Raw genomic sequence first — 26,757 nt, 5'->3', positions numbered from 1 at the left:
CGCAGGCGCCCGTCGTGCTGAAGCGGATCGCTGTATCAGACAGCCGGCTCTTGCGGACCTTTGCGACGCAGCAGCGCGTACAGAATGATCGCGCCGAACGTCGCGGTACCGATGCCGCCGAGCGCGAAGCCGCCGAACTTCAGCGAGAAATCACCCGCGCCGAGCACCAGCGTCACAGCGGCGACGATCAGATTGCGGTTGTCCGAGAAGTCGACCTTGTTGACGACCCAGATGCGCGCGCCCGTCACCGCGATCAGACCGAACACGACGATCGACACGCCACCCAGCACCGGGCCGGGAATCGTCTGGATCACGGCGCCGAACTTCGGCGAGAAGCCGAGCACCAGCGCGATCACCGCGGCGATCACGAACACGAGCGTCGAATAGATCTTGGTGACGGCCATCACGCCGATGTTTTCCGCGTACGTCGTGACGCCCGTACCGCCCGCGAAGCCCGACATGACTGTCGCGAGACCATCGCCGATGAACGCGCGGCCGATGTAGCCGTCGAGGTTCTGTCCCGTCATCGCGCTGACCGCCTTGATGTGGCCGAGGTTTTCCGCGACGAGTATCACCGCGACGGGCGCGAGCAACGCCGTCGCCTGACCGCTGAAAACGGGCGCCGTGAAATGCGGCATGCCGAACCACGCTGCGTTCGCGACGATCGAGAAGTCGATCGGCTTGCCCATGCCCATGCCGTTCGTGACGACCGCGTAGATCACGTAAGCGATCAGCAAGCCGACGAGAATCAGCAGACGCTGCAACATGCCGCGGGTGAACACGGCCACGGCGCCGACGCACAGCACGGTGACGAGCGCCATGTACGAATCGAACGCGCTGCCGCTCACGCCCTTGACGGCGATCGGCGCGAGATTCAGGCCGATCACCGCGACGATCGAACCCGTCACGACGGGCGGCATCAGCGTCTCGATCCACGCGGTGCCGACGGCGGACACGATCAATCCGATGATGACGTACACCACCCCGCACGCGATGATCCCACCGAGCGCGACGGGTATGTTCGTGTTGGGACCGTGACCGGTGTAGCCCGTAATCGCGATCACCAGACCGATGAACGCGAAGCTCGAACCGAGATAGCTCGGCACGCGCCCACCCACCAGCACGAAGAACAGCAACGTGCCGATGCCCGACATGAAGATGCACAGATTGGGATCGAAGCCCATCAGGAGCGGCGCGAGCACCGTCGAACCGAACATCGCGACGACGTGCTGGATGCCCATCGCCAGCATTTGCGGCCCTGGCAGGCGCTCGTCGGTGTTGACGACGCGCCCCTCGACGCTTCTCGACTGGACACGCCAGCGCGGAAAATAGGAATCGGCCATCGCGGGGGTTCTCCTCTATTGGCGTAGATTTTGTATGGAAGCGCCGCCTTTTTGCGTGATGCCGCAGCGCGGTCCAGGATGGGATTCTTGAACTACGCGCGAGTGTACGGAGAGCGCCTGGCGCTGACAAGCCGCGCGAAACGCCTACGCGCGGCGGTGTTGCGTCGGGGTGTTGCGCACATGCCGTATCACAGCGAAAACACGGCGACGGCCGTCTTCAGATCCCGTGCCTGGTCGGCCATCGCGCCCGCCGCAGCCGCCGCCTGCTCGACGAGCGCCGCGTTCTGCTGGGTGACTTCGTCCATCTGCGCGACGGCGCGGTTCACCTGCTCGATGCCCGTGCTCTGCTCGCTCGATGCCGCCGAAATCTCGCCCATGATGTCCGTCATCCGCTGCACGGCCTGCGTGACTTCCGTCATGGTCCGGCCCGCGCGCTCGGCGAGGACGGCGCCGCTGTCCACGCGCGACGTCGAGCTTTCGATCAGCTCCTTGATCTCTTTCGCCGACACCGCGCTGCGTTGCGCGAGCGCGCGCACTTCGCCCGCGACGACGGCGAAGCCACGTCCCTGTTCGCCTGCGCGTGCCGCTTCGACGGCGGCGTTCAGCGCAAGAATGTTCGTCTGAAACGCGATGCTCTCGATCACGCCGATGATGTCCGTCATCCGCTTCGAGCCGGCCGCAAGCTCGCGCATCGTTTCGACCACATCGCCGACGAGGCCGCTGCCGCGCACCGCCACTTCCGACGCGCCGGCCGCGACGCCGCCCGCCTGCTGCGCGTTGTCGGCGTTCTGGCGGACGGTCGCCGTCAGCTGCTCCATGCTCGACGCCGTTTCTTCCAGTGACGCGGCCTGCTCCTCGGTGCGTTGCGACAGATCGGTGTTGCCCTGCGCGATTTCGCCCGACGCGAGCAGGATCGATTCGCTCGACTCGCTGATCTTGCCCACGATCGCCGCCAGTTGCTCGCGCATATTGGCGAGCGCATAGAGCAGGCTCGTGGTGTCGCCGGGTTTGGTGTCGACGCGTACGCCCAGTTCGCCCGCTGCGATGCGGCCTGCAATCTGCGCCGCATAACCGGGCTCGCCGCCGAGCTGGCGCGTCAGACGTCGCGCGATCAGCCACGCGAAGCCCGCGCCCACCACCATCGACGCCAGCACCAGCAACGACAGCACCACGCGCATGCTCGCGTATTCCGCGCTTGCCTCGTGCTGCGCGGCGTTCGCCTGCTGGCGGCGATAGTCGATCAGCGCGACGATCCTGTCACGCAGCGCCTCGCTCGCGGCGATCGCGCGCCGTACCAGTTCGGCGTTATCGACGCCGGGCGGTATCGGCTGCAGCCCGATCTGCTGATGCACGATCGCTTCCCACGTATCGGTCTTGCGCAGCACGTCGTCGTACAGCGCTTGCCCGCCGTCGCCCGCAATCGTCTCGCGATACCGCGCGTACGCGTCGTGCATGTGCTTCAGCGACGCGACGATGTCGTCCTTCAACTTCTGACGCGCGGCTTCGTCAGGCGCGTAGCCGAGGTTGGCCGCGTCGAGATCGGTGTCGATCTTGTAGCGGTTCGCCTCTTCCATCCAGTAAAGGCCGTCCATGTGGCGGCTCGATATCTCTTCCGTGATGCCGTGCATCGACGCCAGCGCCGACAACCCCGCCACGCCAACCGCCACACCAAAACCAATCACCGTCGCAAACGCGATCAGCAGCTTCTTCCAGACAGTCATGCGGTCAAACCACTTCATCGTGAGATCCTCGACAGTTCATCAGCCATTCATCGACAGCCTGGGTCGCAGGCAACGCGGGCCGGCGGGCTGCAATGCTTTACGGCGGCCGTTATGCGGACTTGATGAACGGATGCACGGCATAAGAAAGCCGGCATGAGGGTTTGCGCGAAGTGATTGGCCTGCTATCGGACGCAGCCGGCCTGGCGAGCCCGGTGCGTTCGGAAGTCACGCTTTGGGAGTTATCTGATATCGGAACGCATGTCTGCTTCCCTACACTGCACAGGCTGCGTGACCCCGATTGAGTAGCGCAAGCGATGTTGTAACTCTCCGACTTTCCGCTCATGCTCCCCGGCATGAGCGGTTTTTTTTCGCCTGTCGCTTTTCGGCTTTGCGCGCTCAGGCTTCAGGCATTCCCCGACGTATCTACATCGAGCGCGCGTTTCGCCAGCTTGCGCGCGTGATCGCGCACATCGACGGGCCATGCGGCTGTCATCGCTTCGAAGCGCGCGGCGTCGTTCGCATACAGCGCGCGCGTCGCTTCCTCGTAACCGGCGAGATCGCCGGCCATCGCCGTCATGAACCGGTATGCCGCTTCCTGCGCTTGTCGCATGCGGTCCTTTCCTTCGCTCGCGCCCCGCGCCGCGTCGACCAGCTTGCGCAGCGCAACCGATGCGCCGCCCGGCTGCCCGTTCAGCCATTCCCAATGCCTCGGCAGCAACGTGACCTCGCGTGCGACGACACCCAGCTTCGGCCGTCCGCGGCCACGCGCAGCCGCAGGTTCGTCGCTCGTGGGTTCGGGTTGACGCGTTTCACCGTCTGGCTGATCGGCGAGCCTCGCAAGCACGTCGCTCGCGGAGCCGCGCAGGTCCAGTTCGATGGGACGGCTGGTCTGGTCGTCGAAGATCAGCACGGAAGCGCCGCCGTCGCGCTCCGCCGCAGCCTTCACGGCCAGCGCAACGTCCTTCAACGCGCCTGACGCAAGGCGTCGAACGCCTTCGAAAGCCGTGCAGGTAACTGGATGGGTTGTCATGTCATGCCTCGTATCACGTGGAATCGATATGTGCATTTTATCCGGGTACAAATATAAAACGCAATATCATCCGGATAAAAATCATACGCTCGTTGCCAAGCGACATATGATCTAAAAACCCACGCCGCATTGCCGTTATCCGGTATAGAGGCCGCGACAACGAAAGATCGCCAAGGCCATTGCCGCATCATCTGTACGGGGTAGTTCCATGTTCGTTCACCGCTATTTGCGTCGACCGTCGTCGCTGACGGGACGCCGGGGCGCGCTCGCGCTCGCAACGTTGCTCTGTCTGTCGCCCGCCGCCGTCGAGAAAACGGCATATGCCGCGACGGCCGCCAGCGAGATCCAGGTATCGCTCACCATCCACGATGTCTGCACGATGAATACGGATGCCGTCCAGCCGAAGGTCACGTGTTCGGCAGGCGCACCGTTCCGCGTCTATCGGGACGGCTACTTCGCGCACGCAAACGAACAGGCGTTGGGTGTTTTTGCCACGGCGACACACGATACCGCGGTAGAAATTGCCTTCTAACAAATCGCATAAACGCCGCACGATATGCGACAAAACATTCAATCAGCATCCGTTTGTCCAACTTTTTCGTCGAATCTAACAAATAGTTACATCTTCATACGATAGCCATCCCATAATTGGATCGTCGCCTTGAAAAGCGCACAAGGCGCTTGGGCTCCGTGGAGATAATTCGATGCGCTGGCGCAACCTGATCGTTCCGTGTCTGGCTGTCGCGTTGGCTGCCGCACCCGTCGTCCCCTTCAACGCGTACGCCGCAACCCGTCAGACCACCTTCACTGTTACGCTGACTCTGCAGACCGACTGCCAGATTTCCGCGACCAATCTCAACTTCGGTACGTCCGGCGTGATCGCCGCGAACATCGACCAGACCAGCACGCTGACCGTCACCTGCTCGAACGGTGCGCCGTACACGGTCGGGCTAGATGCGGGCTCGGTGACGGGTTCGACGGTGGCAAACCGGCTGCTCGGCGGGACGGGCACACCCGTGCCGACCGTCGCCTACCAGTTGTATCGCGACTCCGCGCGCTCGTTGACGTGGGGTCAAACGGTCGGCACCGATACGGCCGCCGGGACGGGCACGGGCGCCGCACAAACGCTGACGGTGTACGGGCGCGTCGCGCCGCAGAACACGCCGGCGGCGGGCACCTATACATCGACCGTCACCGCGACCGTCACTTTCTGACGCCATGAGCGCGTCGTTGAAACGGGCCGCGCGCCGGCTCGCGGGCGCTGCTTTGCGTCGCGCCCGGCTGGGCACAGCCTCTGACGGTGACGTAACGGGCATCGTCAGCCCAGAGCCAGCGAGGCATGCGTGGACGCCGCGCCGCATTCGAACGGCATCGGCATGTCGCGCATTCGTGGCCGCCGCACTTTGCTGCATCGCCGCCCTGCACATGAGCGCCACTCACGCCGCTGCATTGCAGGTCACGCCCATCCGCCTCGACCTGGCCGCCGACCGTCCCGCCGCTGTCCTCACGCTTCACAACGTCGGCAGCACGCCGCTCAACGCGCAGGTCCGCGTGTTCGCGTGGAGCCAGAGCGCCGACGAAGATCATCTCGAACGCACCGACAACATCGTGGCGAGTCCGCCCATCGTCCAGGTCGCGCCGGGCGCCGATCAGACCGTGCGCATCCTGCGGGTCGCGAAAGGTGACGTGAGCGGCGAGGAGACGTATCGCCTCCTGATCGACGAGATTCCGAACGGCCAGAGCGCGGACGCGACGGGCGTTCGCATGCAGTTGCGTTACTCCGTGCCCGTGTTCGTCGGCGCGCCGCTCGACGGCAAGGCGCCTGCGCTGCAGTTCGCGCTCGAACGGGCCGCAATGGATGGCGCCATGCAGGGATCGGCGCCACCAGCACCCGGGCTGATGCTGCGCGCCGTCAACCGCGATGCAACGCACGCGCAGTTGAGCAAGGTGAAACTGACCTGGCGCGACGGCCAGTCGACGCTGCTGACGCCCGGCCTGCTCGGCTACGCGCTGCCCCACGCGACGCGCCGCTGGCCCATCGCGAACGCGCCCGCCGATGCGCGCGAGGCAACGCTGTCGCTGGTCGTCAATGGGCAGCCGGTAACGGCGCGTGTGCGCGTGGACTCAGGCGCCGCAGCGCCTGCCGACAGCACACCCGCCCGCTAACGGTGGATCGATGCCATGGCGCCGGCGACACGCTGCAATCTACAGCGCCTGTACGGGCATCGCGTGGCCGCTGATGTGCGCGCAGGCGTGGAGCGCGCCGCCGGACGCCAGCGCCGCGAGCGCGAGCGACACGACACCTGCACTCAGCGTCGCCGCGCAGCCGATGCCGTCGTCGCCGCGCGCACCGTCGACCGCGCCCATCCCCGCCGCGCCCGCAAACGGCGAGGTCTATCTCGAAGTGACGATCAACGGCGAATCGACGAAGGAAATTGCGCACTTCGTCGTGACGGACGCAATGATCTACACGACGCCCAATGAACTGCGCGACGTCGGCATTCGCACCGACGATCTGCCGCCGCCCGGCAAGAACGGCCTGATCGCGCTCGGCACGATTCCGGGCCTGCGCTACACGTACCGTCCCGAGCATCAGCAGCTCGACTTGCAGCTCACCGACGCGCGCCGCCAGCCCGCCACGCTCGAAAACATTCCCGCGCGGCCGCCCGTGTCGGCGAGCGGCACGGGGCTCGTGATCAACTACGAGTTCAGCGCGCAGACCAATTCGCCGACGCAGTACGGCCTCTATAGCGAGGAACGCTTCTTCTATCCGGGCGGCCTGCTCGACAACACGGGTACCGCGTACTGGTATCGCAACTTGCATCGCTACGTGCGGCTCGACACCACGTGGAGCCATTCGAACCCCGACACGATGGTGACGACGCGCGTCGGCGATACGATCTCGTCGTCGCTGACCTGGACGCGGCCTGTGCGGCTCGGCGGCGCGCAGGTGTCGCGCGATTTCACGCTGCGTCCCGACCTCGTCACCTACCCGGTGCCGACACTCGCCGGCACCTCCGCCGTGCCGAGCGCCGTCGATCTGTACGTGAACAACGTGCGGCAGTTCACCGGTTCGGCGCCGTCCGGGCCGTTCGTCATCAACGCCGTTCCCGCGATCAACGGCTCGGGCGAAGCGGTGATCGTCACGCGCGACGTGCTCGGCCGCAGCGTGATGACGACGGTGCCGCTCTACATCGATTCGCGGCTGCTCGCGCCCGGCCTCACCGACTTTTCGGTCGAAGCGGGCTTCCTGCGCCGCTCGTATGCGCTCAGTTCGTTCGACTATGCGGGCGATCCTTCGCTATCCGTATCGTTCCGGCATGGCCTCACGTCGAGGATCACACTCGAAACGCACGGTGAAGCGACGCGCGGCGTCTACAACGCGGGCGTCGGCGCGCTGCTCGAAGCGGGCGGCGCGGGCGTGCTTAATTTCGCGGTGGCAGGCAGCGCGGGCAACGGCGGCGACGGTTCGCTGGCGCGCAATGCGCCTGCCACGAGCCTGTCGAACCCGACGGGCGTGCCGATCGGCATCGGCTTCGTCGAAGGCACGACGAATACGTCGCCAGGCGGCGTGCTGCCGACACCCGGCGGCAGCGGCGCGCAATTCGCGGCGGGCTGGCAATGGCATCTGCCCGCGATCTCCATCGACCTGCAGGCCCAACACGCGACACCGCACTACAGCGATCTTGCGTCGGCCGAAGGCACGCCCGTGCCGCGCACGACCTATCGCGCGACGCTCGCGCTGCCGTTCCGTCTGTTCGGTTCATCGAGCACGGCGAGCGCGAGCCTCGTCGGTCTCGACGATCCTTACTACGGCAACTCGCGCATCGGCTCGCTCGCGTGGACGACGACATTGCCCGCGAGCACGTCGCTGTCCGCTAGCGTCTATCACGACTTTGGCGACACCGGGAACACAGGCGTGTTCGTCGCGCTGAGCTTCCTGCTCGGCGGCTCGATGAACGCGAGCGTCAACGCAGGCAGCGATCATGGCAAGCCGCTGTTCGGCGCGGCCGTCACGCGCACGCCGGACTATGGCGGCGGCCTCGGCTGGCAGGTGCAGACCTCGCGCCAGAACGGCCAGCAGCAATCGCTCGCGCAGGCCACCTGGCGTGGCCGTTACGGCGACCTGATCGGCAGCGTCGCCAACGTCGGCTCGCGCACCTATGGGGAAGTGGATGCGTCCGGGTCGGTCGTGCTGATGGCGGGCGACGTGCTCGCGGGACGCCGCATCGACGACGCCTTCGCGCTAGTCTCCACCGACGGCGTGCCACACGTGCCCGTGCTGCACGAAAACCGTGAGATCGGCGAGACGAACGGCGCGGGGCATCTGCTGGTGCCCGACCTCGTCGCCTACGAGCCGAACCATCTCGCGATCGATCCGCTCGGCCTGCCCGCCGACACCTCCGTCGCCACCACGCGCCTGAACCTCGCGCCGCAATCGCGCGCGGGGGTGCTCGCGCGCTTCCCGCTGCGCGACTTCACGGGCGCGCAACTGATCGTCGTCGATGCGGCGGGCAAGCCGCTGCCGGCCGGCGCCGTGCTGACGCAGCGCGAAACGGGCAAACGCTACGTAATCGGGTATGACGGCCTCGCCTTCATCGACGACATGCGCGCGGCCAACGCCTTCACGTCGACGTCGGCGCAGGGACCGTGCGAAGTCGACGTGACGTTCGAGCGCAAAGGCAGCGGGCTGCCGACGCTCGGCCCGTTCACCTGCAAGGCGCGTTCACCATGAAGCGCGTGCTATGGCTCGTTCTTCTCGCCGCCTGGCTAGCCTGCGCGCCGCGTGTCGCGCTCGCGCAGACCTGCAACGCCATCGCGTCGAGCCTGAACTTCGGCCAGGTGAGCCCCATTGCCGGCACTGCGGCGAGCACGTCTTCGACGATCACGATCAACTGCACGGGCATGGGCGTGCTGCCCGTGCGCGCCTGCGTGAACATCGGCACGGGCAGTGGCGGCAGCAGCTACTTGCCGCGTATCGCGTTGAACGGGACGGGCCAGTTGCAATACAACCTCTACACGACATCGGGCGGCAGCACCGTGTGGGGCTCGCGCGGTTCGACGACGTACGCGCCCATCGCCATTGATGTCGTCCAGAACGGCCTGACGGGCGCCGGCTCCGCGACGCTCACCGTCTATGGACGCGTGCCAGCCTCGCAAACTGCGCTCGTCGCGGGCACCTATACATCGACATTCGCGGGCGCGCTGCAGGCGGAGCTGGACTATGCGGCGTATCTGCTGGTGGCGCCCGCTTGCGCTTCGCTGACCTCGCCGAGCAGCACGTTCAGCTTCACGGTCAGCGCAAGCGTGATCAACGACTGCACGATCTCGTCGACGAACATCAACTTCGGCACGGCCGGCGTACTCAACTCGACGCTCACGGCGACGGGCACGCTGACCGTCGCGTGCACGAACAACGACGCGTATTCGATTGCGCTGTCGGCGGGAGCGGGCAGCGGCGCGACCGTCGCCGACCGCGTGATGACGCGCAGCGGCGGCACCGACAAGATCCACTATCAGCTCTATCAGAACGCGAGTCACTCGCTGCCGTGGGGCGACGGCACGAACGGCACGACGGCGCTCGCGGGCACAGGCACGGGATCGTCGCAAAGCGTGACGGTCTACGCGCGCGTGCTGCCGCAAACGACGCCGCAAGCCGGCACCTACATCGACACCGTGATCGCGACGATCACCTACTGAACCGGACCTGCCGAATAATCAGTCGACGCACGCGCGCAATGCGTTGACGAGATCGAGCGGATCGTACGGCTTGCGCAATTGCGCGACATTCTGCAATTGCGTCTGCTGTTGCGGCGACAGCGCTGCATCCGAGCCCGTCACGAAAATCACGCGCATGCCAGGCTGGCGCGCGGCGGCGTCGATGGCCAGATCGACGCCTGATGCACCCGCCAGTCCGATGTCCGTCAACAGCACGTCGAAGTCACGCTCGCCGAGTATCTGCTCCGCTTGCGTCGCACTCTCGGCTTCGGCGACCTCGAGCCCGAACGTGCGCAACAACTCCGCCGTGCTGACGCGAACCAGTTCATCGTCTTCGACGAACAGGATGCGCAGATGACGGATCGCGTCGAAGGTCTCGTTGTTGTGCCGGTCGACGTACCTGACGGTTTGCGAGTCTGCTGCCTGCAGCGTGACGGCATCGTCGGGCCGCGTGTACTGCAGGCGCAGCGCGTGCTGGATCTTGCGCGCGAGCGCTTCCTGCGAATACGGCTTGCTCAACAGTTCGACGCCCTCGTCCAGACGCCCCGCATGCACGATCGCGTTGTCCGTGTAGCCCGACGTGAACAGCACCGCGATACCCGGCTGCCGCTCGCGCGCCTTGCGCGCCAGCTCCGTGCTGCGCAGCGGCCCAGGCATCACGACATCGGTGAACAGCAGATGGATCGGCACGCCGCTCTCGACGATCGCCAGCGCGCTCTGCGCATCCTTCGCCTTCAGCACGCGATAACCGAGCGACGCCAGCATCTCGACGACTGTGGTGCGCACGTCTTCATCGTCCTCGACGACCAGAATCGTTTCCGCGCCGCCTTTGGCCGGGCCCACGTCGACATCCGTTTCGAGATCCTCTTCCTCGCGCACGCGCGGCAGATACAGGCGGATCGTCGTGCCGTGCCCCATCTCGCTGTAGATCTTCACATGGCCGCCCGACTGCTTGACGAAGCCATACACCATGCTCAAACCAAGGCCCGTGCCCTGCCCTTCAGGCTTGGTCGTGAAGAACGGCTCGAACACATGCTCCTGCACATCGGCCGACATGCCCGAGCCCGTATCCGTGACGGCGACCATCACGTACTGGCCCGGCGTGACGTCGGCGTGGCGCTTTGCGTACGCATCGTCGAGCGAGGCGTTGCCCGCTTCGATAGTCAGCTTGCCGTGGCCGTCCATCGCATCGCGCGCGTTGATCGCGAGATTGAGCAGCGCGTTCTCCACCTGGAACGGATCGACGAGCGTATTCCACAGTCCGCCCGACACGATCGTCTCGATCTCGATGCCGTCGCCGAGCGCGCGCCGCAGCATGTCGTCGAGACCGCGCACGAAGCGCCCAAGGTTCACCACCTTCGGCGCGAGCGGTTGACGCCTGCCGAACGCGAGCAGTTGCGACGCGAGCTTCGCGCCGCGCGCGACGCCACCCAGCGCATTGCGCACGCGTTGCGCGGGCCGCTCCTGGCCGACTACGTCGTCGGCGAGCAGTTGCAGATTGCCGCCGATCACCTGCAGCAGATTGTTGAAGTCATGCGCGACGCCGCCCGTCAGCTTGCCGATCGCTTCCATCTTCTGCGCGACACGCAACGCTTCTTCCGCGTGACGCAGCGCTTCCTGCGTTTCGCGATCGCTCGTCACGTCGCGGCCGACGCCATGAATGCGCTTCGTATCGGGATCGAGCGAAAGCGTCCACGCGATCCAGCGCCATGTGCCGTCGATATGCCTCAGGCGGTTCTCGAAGCGCATCGGCGCGCCCGTGCGGCGCAGTTCGTCGAGATTCGCCCTGACCATCGCATGGTCGTCGGTATGAATCAGCGAGAAGTACGACTGCAACGCGAGCCAGTGCAGGTCGTGACCGAGCACGCGTGTCCACGAAGGACTGATGCGCTGCAACTCGCCATTGAAGCCCGCGACCACCAGCAGGTCCTCACTGAAGTCCCATAGACGATCGCGATCCGCGACGGCTTCGATCACGCGCGCTTCGAGCGTTTCGTTCAGCTCGCGCAGCGCCTCTTCGGCCTTGGTGCGCTCGGCGATTTCGCGTTGCGCGGCCTGGTAGAGACGCGCGTTGTCGATGGCCGTCGCGGCCTGCGCGGCGATGCCTTCGACCAGGCGCTCCGCGCGCGCGGTGAACACGCCCGGTGTCGGATGTCCGAAAAAGAGTCCTCCGAGCACTTCACCCGTGCGCGACACGACGGGCGCGGCAAGATAGCTGCGCACCTTCAGATGGCCCTCGGGCATGCCGCGATGCGGCGGGTTGCGGCCGTAACGCGGGTCTTTCGTGATGTCGTCGGAGCGCACGATGCCGTGGCCCATGAACGTCGGCGCGAACACGGCCGTGTTGCGCGGCATCGGAAACTTCGCGAAGGTATCTTTCGGCACGCCCGACAGCGTGTACAGCATGTAGCTGCCGCCCTTGTCGTCCTGCACGTTGTAGAAGAACGAGCCGAACGCGGCGCCCGTCAGTTCCGTCGCGGCATCGACGACGACCTGCACCGCGCGGTTCAGGTCGAGTTCCGCCGCGACCGCGGTGCCGACGCGGTTCAGGATTTCAAGCGTGCGCGATTCCTCGCGTAGACGGTTGCCCGTTTCGCGCCGCAAGCGCGCGAGTTGAAGATTGCCCGCGACGCGAGCAAGCAGTTCGCGCGCAGCGAACGGCTTGATCAGGTAGTCATCCGCGCCCGATTCGAGGCCGCCCACTTTCGCCTCTTCGCCCGCGCGCGCCGACAGCAGCAGCACGGGCGTTTCGCGCAGATCGGCGTCGGCGCGCAACGCGCGCAACAATCCGAAGCCGTCGAGCTTCGGCATCATCACGTCGGACACGATCAGGTCGAACTGCAGATTGCGCGCGGCAGCGAGCGCCTCCTCACCGTCGCCGGCAACATGCACGTCATGACCCGCCGCCGACAGAATGCGCCGCATGTAGTCACGCAGATCGGCGTTGTCATCGACGACGAGCAGCTTGCCCGCCGCTTCGTGGTCCTGCTCGGTAGAGGGCGTATCGCCGTTGCCGGGCAGCATGCTCAAGTCGTCGGCATTGCTGGCCGCGTACGCATCGGGCAACCAGCGCAGCGCCGCGTCGGCATAGCTGTGCGCGTTCGCGCTCGTCGTTGCGTGAGCGCTGTCGCTCGATGCGGGGTCCATCGACATCGTAGCCGGCAGTACGACTGTGAACCGCGTGCCGACGCCCAGTTCGCTTTCGACATGAATCGCGCCGTCATGCAGCCGCACCAGCTCGCTGACGAGCGCGAGCCCGATGCCGCTGCCTTCGACCGACCGCCCCACCGCGCCCTCGACGCGATGAAAACGTTCGAACAGACGCGGAATCTCATGCGCGGGAATGCCGATACCCGAATCGGCGACGCTCATTTCGATGCTGCCGCCCTGCGTCGTTTTCAGGCTCACCGAAATCGAGCCCATGAGGGTGAACTTGAACGCGTTCGACAGCAGGTTCAGCACGACCTTTTCCCACATCTCGCGGTCGATCGACACGGGATGCGGCAACGGTTCGCAATCGACTTCGAGCGTCATGCCCGCCGATTCGATCGCCGAGCGGAAAAGCGACGCCAGGTCGGCAGTGAACATCGCGAGATCGGTTGGCTGCGGATGCATTTCGATGCGGCCCGCCTCGATGCGCGAGAAGTCGAGCAGCGCATTCACCAGCTTCAGCAGCCGCAAGCCGTTGCGATGCGTGACTTCGAGCAGCGGCCGTTCGGCCGCGTTGGCCGCATCGGGTTTCGCGAGCAGTTCTTCGAGCGGACCCAGCATCAGCGTGAGCGGCGTGCGGAACTCGTGGCTGATGTTCGAGAAGAAAGTGGTTTTCGCGCGATCGATTTCCGCTAGCGCTTCCGCGCGCCGCCGCTCTTCTTCGTAGGCGTCGGCGTAGCCGAGCGCCGCGCCCATCTGCCGTGCGACCAGCGTGAGAAACGAGCGGTAGTTGTCGTCGACGAGCCGGAACGGATTCAGCCCGACGACCAGCACGCCGCCGCGCCCTGCTTCGCCCGACGGCTGCACGGGTAACACGGCCGCCTGCGTGCTCGGGCGCTGCCATGCGCCCAGAGGCAACGGCGAGTCGAAGCGCTCGGCGAGATCCGACACGACGGCGAGACGCTGGTGGCGCAGCACGTCCGCGAAAGGCCATACGGAATCGGGCGCGGCGTTCATCACTTGCGGCGCCGCGGGATGCCCCGCGTCGATGCCGCAGGCGCCCGCCAGCGACGCCGAAGCGCCGCCCGGCTCGGTCTGATAGAACAGCGCGAAGGTCACGTCGTAAGGATCGCTTTCGAGCGCGCGCACGCTGCGCTCGCAGACATCGCGCCACGACAGCGCGTCACGCGTCGCCGCGCCGATTTCGCGCAACAGGCGCAACTGGCGTTCGCCGAGCACGCGCACGGTGTCGTCGCTGTTCGCGCAGATGATGCCGCCCGTGCCGCCGTGATCGTCGGGAATCGGGCTGTAGGAAAACGTGTAGTACGTTTCTTCCGGGTAGCCGTTGCGCTCCATGATCAGGAGCTTCTGCTCCGTGAAGGTGCCTTCGACACCCGCGAGCGCCGTCTGCAGCAGCGGATGAATCTCGCCCCAGATTTCGTGCCACACCACCGAAGTCGGCGAGCCGAGCGCGACGGGATGCTTGCCGCCGATGATCGACTTGTACGGATCGTTGTAGAAATAGATCAGGTCCGGTCCCCAGCCGATCCAGATCGGCTGGCGCGACGTGAGCATGATGCGGATCGACGTCTTCAGGCTTTGCGGCCAGTCGTCGGGGGCGCCGAGCGGCGTCGCGCGCCAGTCGTATGCGCGTATCAGACTGCCCATCTCGCCGCCGCCCGCGAGAAAACTGGGAGACGCGCTGCCTGCGAGCGCCGCGTCCGCCTCAGGGGCCGCGCCCGCCATCGTGTTGTCCGGTTTCATCGACGCAACCTCAAATGTCCCGCCGCCTTACCCTCGCGCGCGTTGCCGTTGCCGGTCACGCGCCGTTCGCCGCTGCGAATGTTCGCCGCTTTCGCGCGCTAACTTGCTTCGCCCCCTTTCGTTCGATGCTCACCCCGTCGCGTCCGACTGCACGGGCGTGCCCGGATTACGCGGCATGCCGCTCGCGCCGTCCGTCGCGATCACGCGCTCGATGTCATCGAGCAAAGCCGGCTTCACGAGATGATGATCGAAGCCCGCATCGCGCGTTCGCTGCCGGTCGCTTTCCTGCCCATAGCCAGTAAGCGCGATCAGCAACGCGCCCGCCGTGGACGGCTCGGCCCGCAACGCACGCGCGACCTGATATCCGTCGATGCCCGGCAAGCCGATATCGAGCAGCACGACTTCCGGCTTGAATTCGCCTGCTGTCGTGATTGCGGCCGCGCCGTCGTACATCACGCGCACGTCGTGGCCGAGCATTTCGAGCAGGATCGACATCGATTCGGCGCCGTCGACGCTGTCGTCGACCACCATCACGCGGCGCTTCGCATCCGGCGCGCTCTGGGTGTCGCTGACAGGATCGGCGACAGCGGGCGCCGGGCTGTTCGACGCGTCGTCGACGGCCGTTGCCGCCGCGGGCTTTGCCGTGTTCGGCGCCGCTACATTTTCTGACACCGCTATCGGCAGCGTCACGACGAATTCCGAGCCCATTCCAAGCCCCGCAGAAAATGCCTCGATCGTGCCGCCGTGCAATTCGGTGAGCGTCTTGGCGAGCGACAGCCCGATGCCAAGACCGCCTTCCGAGCGTGCGAGCGAATCGTCCGATTGCATGAAGAGATTGAACACGTCGGCCAGTTCGTTCGGCGGAATGCCGATGCCGTTGTCGCGCACCCGGATCGTCAAGAGGTCTTCGGCTACGCTCGCGTCGAGCTCGACCACCCCGCCTTCGGGCGTGTACTTCGCCGCATTCGACAGAAGATTGCTGATCACCTGCGCGACGCGGATCGGGTCGCCGTAGATCATGCAAGGCTCGTCGGGTACACGGACGTGCAAGGTGTGCTGCTTCTTCTGGATGGCCGGCTGGTTCGCTTCGACAGCCGTCGCGACGGCGGCGGCGACATCGACGCATTCGATCTGCAGCGCGATCTTGCCGTGCGTAATGCGCGACACGTCGAGCAGATCGTCGACGAGCCGGCTCAGATGTTCCACCTGACGGCGCGCGATCATACGCGCGTCGCGCACGGTGTCTTCGTTCGCGTGATGGCGCGGGTCCATCAGTTCGACGGCGTTGCGGATCGGCGCGAGCGGATTGCGCAGTTCGTGCGCGAGCGTCGCGAGGAACTGGTCCTTACGACGGTCGGCGTCGCGCAGCGCTTCTTCCGCGCGATGCAGCCGCAACAGCGCGCGCACATTGGCAACCAGTTCGGCGGGCTCGATCGGCTCCGTGAGATAGCTGTCCGCGCCGCCATCGAGCGCGCGGACCTTGTCGAACGATTGCACGGCGGCTGCCGACGTCTGCAGGATGAGCGTCGAGCGCGTTTGCGGATCGCGTTTGAGAATCGAGCAGACTTCGATGCCGCTGATGTCGGGCAGCTTGACGTCGAGCAGCACCAGCGCCGGACAGTGCGCGCGCACCTGATCGAGCGCGCCCTGACCCGTCGCCGCTTCGATCACCTCGAAACCGGCATGCACGAGCACGCGCGTTTTCGCGTAACGCGCGCCGTCGTTGTCGTCGACATTGAGGATCAGCGGAGCGGCAACCGTCATGAGGCGCCTCCGTGCGCAATGGCCGGACCGCCAGGTGCGTCGTCCGCGGCCGATCCGATCACGGCTTCGATCTTGAGCGGCAGCGTCGCGAAGAAGGTCGAGCCGACGCCCGGCTTGCTGTCCACACCCACATAGCCGCCGAGCAGCGCGGCGAGCTTGCGGCACAGCGGCAAGCCGAGCCCCGTTCCCTTGACCCGCTGCTGCAGGTGGTTCTGCACCTGGCCAAACTCTTCGAAAACCACTTGCTGATGCTCCTCGGCGATGCCAATTCCCGTATCGGCCACGAAAAACGTGACATGCTCGCCATCCGGCTCCAGCCTTGCGCCGACGCGAATCTCCCCGCGCTCGGTAAATTTGAGCGCGTTGGAGACAAAATTACGCAGTATCTGCGTGAGCTTGGCTTCGTCGGTGAAGATGGGTGGCAAACCGTATGCGTCCTCGAAATCCAGCTTCACCGACGGGTCGGTCTGCAGCGGCGTCAGCATCGGGCGCAGCGCCGCAAAGAGCTCCGTGGCCTTGAACCAGACCGGCGTCACCTCGGTACGGCCTGCTTCGATCTTGGCGAGATCGAGCAGATCGTTGACGATTTCGGTGAGATCTTCGGCCGACTTGCGGATGAGTAGCACCTGGCGTTCCTGCTCGGCGGAAAGATCGCCGTCGAGCCGGTTGACCAGCAGATTCGACAGCGCCCGGATCGAACTGAGCGGCGTGCGCAACTCGTGGCTCATGTTCGACAGGAAGCGCGACTTCATCGTGTCGGCGCGGCGCAGTTCGTCCGCGCGTTCGTCCAGTTCCGCGTACAGCGCGACTACGCCGCGATTGGTCGCTTCGAGTTCCTGCGTGAGGCGCGTCAACTCGTCCTGGCGATCGCGCAGTTCCGTCAGCGTGGCGAGCAGTTCGCGGTTCTGTTCGAGCACTTCGTCGAGCGAGCGGCGCGCCGCGTCTTCGGCGCTCGTCGCTGTGCCCGGACGTCTGCCCATGGCGTTTTGCTGGACGAGGTCGCGCATGATCGCGTCGATACCCGTCGCCGCCATCTCCGGGCGGTCGAAGGGCAGAAAGCGCGCCATCGCGACGACCGTGCCGCGCGCCGCCGACGATTCGATGTCGCACCGGTCCATCAGCCGACGGGTGCCGACAATGCCGCGGCCCATGCCCGTCGACGACCGGTAGGTGCCGTCGAGCACCGATTCGAGTTCGCGGATGCCCGGACCTTGATCGCGCACATCGATGAGAAGCGCTTGAGGTCTCGACACGCCATCGAATGCGAACGTCACCTCGCCGCCATGCGCGTAGTCGAACGCATTGCGCGCGATCTCCGAGACCGCGCTCGCGATGCGCGTCTGGTCGAGCGTAGAGAAGCCGAAGCCCGCGGCGATCGCGCGCGCCTTGCGGCGCGCAGCGACGACGTCTTCTTCAGCCTCAAGCCGGATGCGCAATATAGGGGTCGTCATGCCTGAAATGTACTCCCTGGTCTGCCTTGACGACTACCACAGTGGCGTCGTCGCGGCGGCGCGCGAAATCGCGATACAGGACGGCGGCGATCATCACGGCCGGCTGCAGATGCAAGCCCGGATATGCCGATAGATCCCAGCGCGTGCCGATGCCGTCCGAATGAAGAATGAGCAGCGCGTCGCGCGTCCACGGCACTTCGAACTCCTGCGAATCGCGCATCGTGTGGCCGACGATGCCGTTGCGCGACGTGAGCTGCCAGGTGTGGCGCGCGCCGTCGGCTGCCTTGCTCGCGCCATGATTCGCGCCGCCGCCGACGAGCGCCGGTTTGCCCGTATTGAAGATCGACGCCGCGATGTTGCCCGTGCCCGTGAAGACCAGTTGCGAGCGCGCGAGATCGAGCCGAGCGATGGCGACGGCGGCGCCGCGCGTTGGGCGCAACGCGCCGTGCGCGAGTTCCATCAGCGCACCGGGCGAGCGGCCCGCACGCCGCCGCGCGACTTCGACCGCGCCTGCTGCCGCAACATGTGCGTCGGGACCGTGGCCGAGACCGTCGGCAAGCGTGATGGTCAGGCCGTCCTGATCCGCTTCGATGCCCCACGCGTCGCCGCATACGGATTCGCCCGGATACGGCACGCATACGCCGCCGACATCGGTGCCTGCCGCCGCGCGTCCCGCCCGCTCGTGTGTGCTGCGGCTGCGCACCACGGCGCGCAGCACCGTGCCGAGATTCGGCTGCGAATACACCGACAACTCTTCCGACAAGCGCCGGATGGCGCCGAGCCCGGTGCCCGGCGAACCCGCCGTCGAACTGCCGTCGCGGAACGCGAGCTGCACGTCCTGCATGCCCGAGCCTTTGTCGATCGCGATGATCTCGACGCCGTCGGCGAGCGCGCCCGACGTATCCGAAGGCAGCACGCGCACAAGCAGCTCGCCATGCTGCGCGTGCTTGAGGATGTTGGTCGCCGCCTCAGTCACGATCAGCGCGACGCGGCCGATGTCCGTTTCGTTCAGCGCGCCCTTTTGCGCCGCATCATTGGCACCGCGCCGCGCGAACGCGACGCTGCTCGCGTCGGCGATTTCGAACGACGCGTGCATGGCGCGCAGACCGCTTACCGAAGTTTCCATTTGGTGATCGACACTGTCGTGCCTTTCCCTGGTTCCGACTGGATTTCGAACTCGTCGCACAGACGCCGCGCGCCGCCGAGCCCGAGGCCAAGGCCCGAGCCGCTCGTGAAGCCGTCCTGCAACGCGCGTTCGATATCCGGAATGCCCGCGCCCTGGTCGACGAACGTCAGCTTCAGGCCTTTGCGCGTGCCGTTGAGCAGCACGCTCAACTTCGCGTCGCCGCCTCCGCCATACAAAAGCGTGTTGCGTGCCAGTTCGCTTGCGGCCGTGACGAACTTCGTCTGATCGACGAGCGAGAAACCTTGTGCGATGGCTTCGTCGCGTACGATCTGGCGAAGCTTGACGATCTCCTGATCCGAGCGCAGACCGACCTCGACAGTCGATGTCACCACTACGCCGAATGAGTTCATGTGTGAGCGCCCCGCTTGATCAGGGCTGTCGCTGCTTGAGCAGCGCCATGCCTCGTTCGACGTTGAGCGCCGTGCGCACGCCCGTCAACGTGAGTCCCAGTTCGACCAGCGTGATCGCGACGGACGGCTGCATGCCGACCACGACCGTCTGCGCGTCGAGCACCGTCGCCATGGCGGCCGTGTTGCTGATCATCCGGCCGATGAACGAGTCGACGATATCGAGCGCCGAGATGTCGATCAGCACGCCTTTCGCCTTGTCCTTCACGATGCGCGCGGTCAGGTCGTCCTGAAGCGTGATGGCGAGACGGTCGTGCATGTCCACCTGAATCGCGACGATCAGGCAATCGCCCAACCGCAGGATTGGAATGCGATCCATGAAGTCACCTTAACCGGCGGCGCGCGTCGGAATGCTCGACCCGCTCTTTTGCAGCGCAATGATGAAAGCATCCGCCAATGTGGACTTCGTGATCACGTTGGTCAGGTCGACACCGAGATGCACGATGGTCTGCGCAATCTGCGGACGAATGCCGCTGATGATGCAGTCCGCGCCCATCAGACGCGCGGCTGCGACGGTCTTGAGCAGGTGTTGTGCGACGAGCGTGTCGACGGTTGGCACGCCTGTGATGTCGATGATCGAAATCGCCGCGCCTGTTTCGACGATCTTCTCCAGCAGGCTTTCCATCACCACTTGCGTGCGCGCCGAATCGAGCGTGCCGATCAGCGGCAGCGCGAGAATGCCGTCCCACAGCTGCACGACGGGCGTCGACAGTTCGAGCAGTTCTTCCTGTTGACGCGCGATGATCGCTTCGCGGCTGCGCTGAAAGACTTCTGTCGTGTAAAGGCCGAGCGAGTCGAGCAGCACGTTCACCGTCCAGCTCACGTCCGCGAGTTCTTGCGGCTGGCTGCTGAACTCTTCGCGCAGACGTGTATAGAGCGGCTGCTTCAGCGAGAACACGAAGGTCGCCGTTTCGACGGGCGTAAAGCCCTGACGCGCGCGATGGGCGGACATGTCGGCGAGAAACGCGCGCACGGGTTCCCATTCGGGACGGCTCGCATCCAGCGTATCGGCGCTGCCAAGCGTGTCGATGAAGATGTTCAGGAAGTTGCGGAACTGGTCGCCCATTTCCGCTTCCGTGGCGAGCCCGCGGCGCAGCGAGATCGATAGATGCTGATTCAACCATTCAGTTAGCAGCGTGTCGCGATGACGCGTCAGCACCTCGACGAGGGCCGCGCTTTTAGAAGCGGTCATAAGGTCTCCGGGAAGAGTGCAGGTAAATTTTGCTCAATTGTTTGTGTGCAAACGGTTTGCGCGCTTTCGTTGCGCGCAAACATTACCGGAAGGCGTGTGATGACGTCAGATAGCAGCGCCTTGCAGCATGATCGCCCAATACTACAGGGGCGCTGCGTGATTGCGGGCGAAATGAGGGCCGAAATGTGCGGTGCGCGACAGCGCTTTCACGGCTCTGTGACGCGCGCTTTCATCTGATTAGCGACGCTTAAGGTTCGCTGCAGACGAAGTTGTTGGCTTCGTTGAGATTGCCCTTGCCGAGGTAGCGCGGATACATCGGATAGCGGCACAGCGGACGCGAGCGGCCGTTGGTTGGCGGGGAAATGTCGGTGGCGAGCAGCGTTTCCGGCGAGACGCCGCGCGTGACCCAGTTGTCGAGTGCGCCGAGCAGATCGACGGAGGGAATGAACACGCCGCCGCCATGCTGGAAGCCCGGCACCATGTAAAGACGCATGAAGGCGTTCACGCGCTCGTCGCCGTATTGGTCGACGAGGCGATCGTAGTAGGCGATCGTCTGGTTGGGGCTGATGACTTCATCGGCGAGGCCCTGCATCGTGATCAGCTTGCCGCCTTTAGCGATGAAGCGGCCGAGATCGGGGTTCATTGCGCCGATGACCTGCGATAGCGTGACCAGTTGCTTCTGGTATTTGCCGGGATGCTGTACGTCGAATTTGATCGAATCGAAGGTGGCGTCCTGTGTGACGAAGTAGCGGATGTAGCCGTCGGCTTGTGCGAACAGATAGCCGTTGCCGGTGAAGGTCGGCGATGGTTGACGCGCCGGGTCGCGGCCGAGTCCGAGCATGCCGTTCAGACGCGTGCCCTGGAAGACGTTGTAGCCGTGGTAGCCGCTGATGTCGTAGGCGAGTTTGTATGGCAGGGTGAGGCCGCTGCGCAGGACGTTGAGTGTCGATAGTTGCGCGTCGGTCAGGCAGCCGCCTTCATGGGCGTATGACGTGCCGCGATGGCAGCGCAGCGAGTCGATGATCTCGGGTTCGCGCTGGCGGCATTCGGCGACGTCGCTGACGATGCCGTCCGTCGCGCCGTCGAGCTTGTCGCAGACTTCGAGCGACTTCTGGTAGACGCGTTCGAGCAGCGCGGGTGGGACGAAGCCGCCCGGGGTTGCATACTCGGCCTGCCCAAGGCGGATGCCGATCAGTCTTACGCCGGAGAAGTTCAGCGCGGGGGAGTCGGCGATCACGCCGTCGTAGTCGTCGGGGAAACGCTGCATCGCCGTATAGCCTTCGCGGCCGCCTGTCGATCCGCCCGCAAAGTACATGCGGTCGGGTGGATGGCCGTACATGCGTACGATCAAAGCGAGGGCCGCGTCGTGTGTTTTCTTCAGATGCGCGTAGCCGAAGTTCACGACGGCTTCGTCGACCAGGCCGAACACCGCTAATGCGGAGTTGCCGACGTGGCCGGAGTCGTCGCCGAAGGTGACGTAGCCTTGGGCTAGCGGTGCGCGGATCGGTGAGAACGGCATCACGCCGATGCCGGTTACGACAGTGCCGTTGTAACCGCCGCCGCCGACCTGCAATGCGCGGCCGTTCCAACGGCGCGGCAGGTTCAGGTCGAAGCGGATGTCGGGTGTCGTGCCTTTGATCGCACGGATGACGCCCGTGATGCGGCAGAACTCGCCTGCGCCGTTGCCGGGGGTTTGGGCTGTGACTAACGTTGCGGATTCGACGTGGGCGCCGTGGGTCGGGAGTGCGATGGTTTCGGCGTCTAGCCAGAGACCGTTCAGGTCCGCGCAACGGGTGGCGAACGGGGGCTTTTGCGTTGATTGGGTTTGGTTCTGGGCTTCGGGTGCGGCAGCTGTTGCCATGCTGACGGCACAGCATAAGAGCGCCGCGCGTGCGAGCCGGAGCGCTGCACGCAGCCATGCAGTACCGCCCTTCATCGGCAGTCGGCTCCGCTGACGGCAGCGCGCGGTTGCGTCGGGCCCTTCCAGTCTTTCCAGAAACGCGCGAGCAGCAGCACGGCGATGATCGCTACGAGATCGCCGGCGAGCGCCGCGAGGCCGTGGGTCAGGCCGTGGATGCTGCGCGGCGTTGCTGTGTCGACGATCAGCGAGATCAGCGTGCCGCCGACGAAGCACACTAATCCAGTCTGGCCGACCTTGATGACGGCGGGCGCTTTGTGCGCGAGTTTCGCAATGGTGCCGGCGCGGACAAGGACGACGGCAAGCCAGGCGATAGCGAGGAAATTGATCACGCGTTCAATCGACAAGTTCTGTTTCAGGTGGCCAGGGAGCGGTTGCGTCAGGATGAAAAGCTTCACCACTGCGAAGGCTAGCACGGCTGTGATTGCAATTTTTGTGAACCAGCGGCCGGGTTTGGATTCCAGGAAGCGATCTGAAACCGGACGCTCACGGCACAGGATACCGATCACGAACATCAACTGCCAGGCGAAAGGGTTGAAAGCCCAATCGCTGACGTCGTCGATGGCGAAGAGTCTGGCTAGGGGGACTGCTAGCGCCCAGGTTACGAGGCTGGCTGTTGCTGCGGTGAGTGGGGCTTTGCGGGCTAGTGGGACGATGAACGGGACCGTGATCGCGAAGATGACGTACATCGGTAAGACGCTTGACAGGTACGGTTGGCGTCTGAGGATTGCTATGTCGAAGGCTTCTCTAAGCGGTGCTTCGACGAATAGTGGCCAGCCTGTCAGGTCGGCCATTGGGCGGTTGAGTTGCAGTAGCTGCAGGATTGCGCCTGAAAGTAATGTCAGCACCGCTGTTAGCAGGTAGGCGCGGTAGATTTCCCAGCAGCGTTTGTAGAAGCGGTTGTGGGCGGCTTTTTCGCCTTTTTTGCTTAGGACCGCGCCGTAGGCTGCGGCTGAGGCATAGCCGCCGAGGCAGACGAAAACTTCCGCCGAGTCGCATAAGGCGTAGGCGTGCAACATCAGGTGCTGTAACACCCCGCCAGGGATGTGGTCGAGCACGATCACGATCAGCACGACCCCTCGGAAAAAATCCACTTCGATAGATCGCGGGCGGTGCGGGTCCATTCGAAAGGCTCTTTTGGAAAAGTGCTGGGCCGGCGGCGCGGTTTTGCTGCGCTGCGGGTCGCGAGGTGCTGGGGTTTACGTGGTGTAGGAGCCGTTGGGAGTGAGAACGTTCCATGCTTACGCATGGTGTAAGGGGATGTTGGGGAAATGAAGTGGTTGGGAGCCACTGCGAGCTTCGAGGATCGCATCGAAGGGATGCACGAAGACTTCGGTCTTTTCACCGATCGCGGCTCTTATTGGGCCGCAATTGCGCGGATGAGGATCGAACTCACGACCTTCGCATTGCGAATGCGAACAAGTCGACATTGATCGAAATGGATTCACGCTTATCCAGATATTTAATTCCCTGAATTTAAACGATTTTTATTGAAACCACCCCTCATTACTGTTGATCGAGATTCCCTCGTTGGCGCATAATCTGGTTACATGGCGGTTACACGAAATCGCCGACTTATGAGCAAGGGGGTTGGGTGGCTAAGGTCAACTTCACTGCGGCTCGTGTAGAGGCGCATCGCTGCGAAGAGGGTAAGTCGCAGTCGTTTCTTTGGGATAGCAAGACCCCCGGCCTCGGCTTGCGAGCCACGCCTAGTGGAGCCAAGGCTTATATCTACCAAGGGAAGATCCATGGCTCGACGGTCCGGATGACGATCGGCGATCCGAGGAGCTGGACGATCGACAAGGCTCAAGAGCGCGCTCGCAGTCTCCAGACGATTATCGACGACGGAGTTGATCCGCGCGAGCGAGAGGCTGAGCAGAAGGCCGAACACGAAGCCCGTCAGGCAGCGAAGCGCCGTCAGGACGTGACTGTCGGCGAAGCGTGGGAGCATTACCTGGAGCATCTGCGAACGAAGATCTCCCCCAAAACGAAAAAGCCGCGGTCCGAGAGATACATCATTGATCACATCAACCTCTCCTCGCCTGGGGGCGGTATTGCCAAACGCGGCGGCAAAGAGAAGGTGCGTGGGCCATTGGCGCCGCTCATGCCGCGGAGGTTGACCGAGATCACGGCGACGTCCATGTCGGAGTGGCTCGAGGCTGAGATACCCCGGGGACCGACAAATGCTGGCCATGCTTTCGGTCTGTTCAAAGCGTTCATTCGATGGTGTGACAGTGACGAGGCATATGCGGGCATCATTCCTCACGACGCTTACACATCTCCAAAGGTCAAAGGCATCCTTCCGCGAAGCGCCGCGAAAGACGACTGCTTGCAACGGGAGCAGTTATCGGCTTGGTTTAGCGCGGTGCGCGGCATCGAGAATCCAGTCATCAGCGCATATCTCCAAGGCCTGCTGATCACGGGCGCCCGGCGGGAAGAGCTAGCTGCATTGCGGTGGGAAGACGTGGACTTCCGCTGGCGCAGTCTCACTATGAACGACAAAGTCGAGGGTACTGGTGGACGAACGATACCGCTCACCCCGTATTTGGCGAGCCTATTGTTGAATCTTCGGCGACTGAACGAGACCCCACCTAACAAACGTCAAACGAAGCGACTTGCCGAAAGACGAGAAGAATGGGAACCGTCCGAGTGGGTCTTTGCCAGCAAGACGGCGGCGGATGGAAAGATCGCCGAACCACGTCATGCGCATAACCGAGCATTGGCGCCGACAGGTTTGCCGCATGTCTCGCTGCACGGCCTACGTCGATCGTTCGGAACCCTGTCAGAGTGGGTCGAGGTTCCCGTTGGCGTCGTCGCCCAGATCCAAGGACACAAACCGTCGGCACTTGCCGAGAAGCACTATCGACGTCGGCCACTCGACCTGCTGCGGATGTGGCATGACAAGATCGAAGCCTGGGTGCTCAATCAAGCAGGGATCAAGTTTCACAGGCAACTGAAAGGAGCGTGATATGCGCCCGCGGAAATCAGGCCAAACCGGAGAAGCTAGTGCATCGGATCAATCGAATGAGGCAAATCGGCGAAACCGTCCTAAACACGGTGCTGATACAGATGTGTTGTGGCAGCTTTCTCCCGCAGCAATCGCGCACTGGCCTACGGTAGCCCAACAACTCTCCGATGCTGGAGTGCTCAGCAGCGTCGATGCACGTTCCGTCGTCTCTTACTGCGAGGCATTCGCACGGTGGCGCGCAGTGGGTGACGAACTCGCAAAAATGCTGATAGAGTTCGGAGCAAAATCCGTCCGACAAGTAGAGGAAGAACACAACGGTCCTCAAGGTCCCGAACCGCAAGCGGCGATCACCCCGATGAAGCCAGCGGATCCGCGGCCACCAGCCGCAATCATGAGGCGCGTAGAGGTCGAGAGGGAAACTGGGCTATCTCGCTCTACGATCTATCAGCGGGTCAAAGAGGGGACCTTCCCTCCCCAGTTGAAGATCGGGCCAAGATCGATTGGCTGGCGAGTTGCCGACATCGAGTCCTTCCTAAAATCGCCAGCAAACTATCGAGCAGAAGATAAAAAACCATAGAACGCAAACGGTCCATGTCACCTTCGCTAGTTATCGAAGGCATCGATTGCACATCCAACTTCTCCTTGTCATTTTCCGTGTACATTTTGATCTACATTGCAGCGGTTGCCGCAGCAAACCTGAGCGTCGCGCATTTCGGCCCGGCGTCCACTCCGATCAACGCCTTCTTGTTGATCGGCCTCGACCTTGCTATCCGAGATCGTCTTCACTTGGACTGGCATGGGCACTCGCTGTGGGCTCGTATGTTCTGCCTGATCACCGGCGCCGGTGTCGTCAGCTATATGCTCAATCCGGCTTCAGGCGTTATATCCTTGGCGTCTCTCGTCGCATTTAGCGCGGCGGCCATTACGAGCGCGGTCGTGTTCCAAGCGGTGCGACGCTATCCCGTTCTCACGCGTGCGAATGGCGCAAACGTAGCCAGCGCAGCGATTGACTCTGTCGTATTCCCGCTGATCGCATTTGGCACGATATTCCCGACAATCGCAGGACTGCAATTTCTGGCGAAGGTTACAGGGGGCGCTATCTGGTCTTGGGTGTTGTTGCGCAAGGTTCGTATCGCTTAAAGCGG

At 64.2% G+C, this 26,757-nt stretch carries 20 protein-coding genes; 8 read left to right on the top strand and 12 right to left on the bottom strand.

Annotated elements, in window-relative coordinates; translation table 11 throughout:
• Nucleotides 1-35: 35 nt before the first annotated feature.
• From PPGU16_RS00965 to PPGU16_RS00955, 3 genes are all read right to left on the bottom strand, one after another.
• Entirely contained in the window at nucleotides 36-1,343 is a 1,308-nt protein-coding gene (locus tag PPGU16_RS00965; RefSeq protein ID WP_180721305.1) for a solute carrier family 23 protein, read from the bottom strand.
• A gap of 188 nt (nucleotides 1,344-1,531) precedes the next feature.
• Entirely contained in the window at nucleotides 1,532-3,082 is a 1,551-nt protein-coding gene (locus tag PPGU16_RS00960) for a methyl-accepting chemotaxis protein (protein WP_180721304.1), read from the bottom strand.
• A 385-nt stretch (nucleotides 3,083-3,467) separates the two neighbouring features.
• Nucleotides 3,468-4,094, bottom strand: coding sequence for a DUF2239 family protein (locus PPGU16_RS00955; RefSeq protein WP_180721303.1), 627 nt, complete (start codon nucleotides 4,092-4,094; stop codon nucleotides 3,468-3,470).
• A gap of 208 nt (nucleotides 4,095-4,302) precedes the next feature.
• Between PPGU16_RS00955 and PPGU16_RS00950 the strand changes: the two genes are divergently transcribed.
• The 5 genes from PPGU16_RS00950 to PPGU16_RS00930 all read left to right on the top strand — a co-directional run bounded on the left by PPGU16_RS00950 (nucleotide 4,303) and on the right by PPGU16_RS00930 (nucleotide 9,794).
• Nucleotides 4,303-4,626: a hypothetical protein gene (locus PPGU16_RS00950; RefSeq protein ID WP_180721302.1), complete on the top strand. Its 324-nt coding sequence runs from the start codon at nucleotides 4,303-4,305 to the stop codon at nucleotides 4,624-4,626.
• A 172-nt stretch (nucleotides 4,627-4,798) separates the two neighbouring features.
• Entirely contained in the window at nucleotides 4,799-5,308 is a 510-nt protein-coding gene (locus PPGU16_RS00945; protein WP_180721301.1) for a Csu type fimbrial protein, read from the top strand.
• A 211-nt stretch (nucleotides 5,309-5,519) separates the two neighbouring features.
• Nucleotides 5,520-6,260, top strand: a complete 741-nt coding sequence (locus PPGU16_RS00940; RefSeq protein ID WP_180721300.1) for a fimbrial biogenesis chaperone — start codon at nucleotides 5,520-5,522, stop codon at nucleotides 6,258-6,260.
• A 10-nt stretch (nucleotides 6,261-6,270) separates the two neighbouring features.
• On the top strand, nucleotides 6,271-8,829 hold the full coding sequence (locus tag PPGU16_RS00935) for a fimbria/pilus outer membrane usher protein (protein ID WP_243460561.1): 2,559 nt from the start codon (nucleotides 6,271-6,273) through the stop codon (nucleotides 8,827-8,829).
• Entirely contained in the window at nucleotides 8,826-9,794 is a 969-nt protein-coding gene (locus PPGU16_RS00930) for a Csu type fimbrial protein (protein ID WP_180721299.1), read from the top strand. Before PPGU16_RS00935 ends, PPGU16_RS00930 begins: the two co-directional genes overlap by 4 nt.
• An 18-nt stretch (nucleotides 9,795-9,812) precedes the next feature.
• Here PPGU16_RS00930 and PPGU16_RS00925 read toward each other — a convergent pair whose 3' ends face one another.
• The 9 genes from PPGU16_RS00925 to PPGU16_RS00885 form a co-directional block, all read right to left on the bottom strand.
• Nucleotides 9,813-14,726, bottom strand: a complete 4,914-nt coding sequence (locus tag PPGU16_RS00925; RefSeq protein ID WP_180721298.1) for a response regulator — start codon at nucleotides 14,724-14,726, stop codon at nucleotides 9,813-9,815.
• A gap of 129 nt (nucleotides 14,727-14,855) precedes the next feature.
• The gene (locus PPGU16_RS00920) at nucleotides 14,856-16,490 is read right to left on the bottom strand and encodes a response regulator (protein ID WP_180721297.1); all 1,635 of its coding nucleotides are present in this window, start codon (nucleotides 16,488-16,490) and stop codon (nucleotides 14,856-14,858) included.
• Nucleotides 16,487-17,941: a sensor histidine kinase gene (locus PPGU16_RS00915; protein WP_180721296.1), complete on the bottom strand. Its 1,455-nt coding sequence runs from the start codon at nucleotides 17,939-17,941 to the stop codon at nucleotides 16,487-16,489. The genes PPGU16_RS00920 and PPGU16_RS00915 overlap by 4 nt, the downstream gene beginning before the upstream one ends.
• Nucleotides 17,910-19,067, bottom strand: coding sequence for an ATP-binding protein (locus PPGU16_RS00910; protein ID WP_180721295.1), 1,158 nt, complete (start codon nucleotides 19,065-19,067; stop codon nucleotides 17,910-17,912). The genes PPGU16_RS00915 and PPGU16_RS00910 overlap by 32 nt, the downstream gene beginning before the upstream one ends.
• Entirely contained in the window at nucleotides 19,052-19,477 is a 426-nt protein-coding gene (locus tag PPGU16_RS00905; RefSeq protein ID WP_180721294.1) for an anti-sigma regulatory factor, read from the bottom strand. Before PPGU16_RS00905 ends, PPGU16_RS00910 begins: the two co-directional genes overlap by 16 nt.
• Before the next feature lie 19 nt (nucleotides 19,478-19,496).
• Nucleotides 19,497-19,853 (bottom strand): STAS domain-containing protein, encoded by a 357-nt coding sequence (locus PPGU16_RS00900; protein ID WP_007582301.1) that lies wholly within the window; start codon nucleotides 19,851-19,853, stop codon nucleotides 19,497-19,499.
• Nucleotides 19,854-19,862: 9 nt separating this feature from the next.
• Nucleotides 19,863-20,726, bottom strand: a complete 864-nt coding sequence (locus PPGU16_RS00895) for an STAS domain-containing protein (RefSeq protein ID WP_180721293.1) — start codon at nucleotides 20,724-20,726, stop codon at nucleotides 19,863-19,865.
• Between the two features lie 247 nt (nucleotides 20,727-20,973).
• Nucleotides 20,974-22,662: a tannase/feruloyl esterase family alpha/beta hydrolase gene (locus PPGU16_RS00890; RefSeq protein ID WP_180721292.1), complete on the bottom strand. Its 1,689-nt coding sequence runs from the start codon at nucleotides 22,660-22,662 to the stop codon at nucleotides 20,974-20,976.
• On the bottom strand, nucleotides 22,659-23,768 hold the full coding sequence (locus PPGU16_RS00885) for an OpgC domain-containing protein (RefSeq protein WP_180721291.1): 1,110 nt from the start codon (nucleotides 23,766-23,768) through the stop codon (nucleotides 22,659-22,661). The genes PPGU16_RS00890 and PPGU16_RS00885 overlap by 4 nt, the downstream gene beginning before the upstream one ends.
• Before the next feature lie 470 nt (nucleotides 23,769-24,238).
• On the opposite strand from PPGU16_RS00885, the gene PPGU16_RS00880 reads away from it, so the two are divergent.
• From PPGU16_RS00880 to PPGU16_RS00865, 3 genes are read left to right on the top strand one after another with little or no spacing between them, the layout of a single operon-like run.
• Nucleotides 24,239-25,612 (top strand): tyrosine-type recombinase/integrase, encoded by a 1,374-nt coding sequence (locus PPGU16_RS00880; protein WP_180721290.1) that lies wholly within the window; start codon nucleotides 24,239-24,241, stop codon nucleotides 25,610-25,612.
• A gap of 1 nt (nucleotide 25,613) precedes the next feature.
• Entirely contained in the window at nucleotides 25,614-26,189 is a 576-nt protein-coding gene (locus PPGU16_RS43185; protein ID WP_345961157.1) for an AlpA family phage regulatory protein, read from the top strand.
• 14 nt (nucleotides 26,190-26,203) lie between these two features.
• Nucleotides 26,204-26,752: a VUT family protein gene (locus tag PPGU16_RS00865; protein ID WP_243460559.1), complete on the top strand. Its 549-nt coding sequence runs from the start codon at nucleotides 26,204-26,206 to the stop codon at nucleotides 26,750-26,752.
• Nucleotides 26,753-26,757: the final 5 nt, after the last annotated feature.

It is taken from the genome of Paraburkholderia largidicola (genome assembly GCF_013426895.1).
Classification (GTDB): Bacteria; Pseudomonadota; Gammaproteobacteria; order Burkholderiales; family Burkholderiaceae; genus Paraburkholderia; species Paraburkholderia largidicola.
This window is presented reverse-complemented; position numbering and strand designations above follow the sequence as displayed.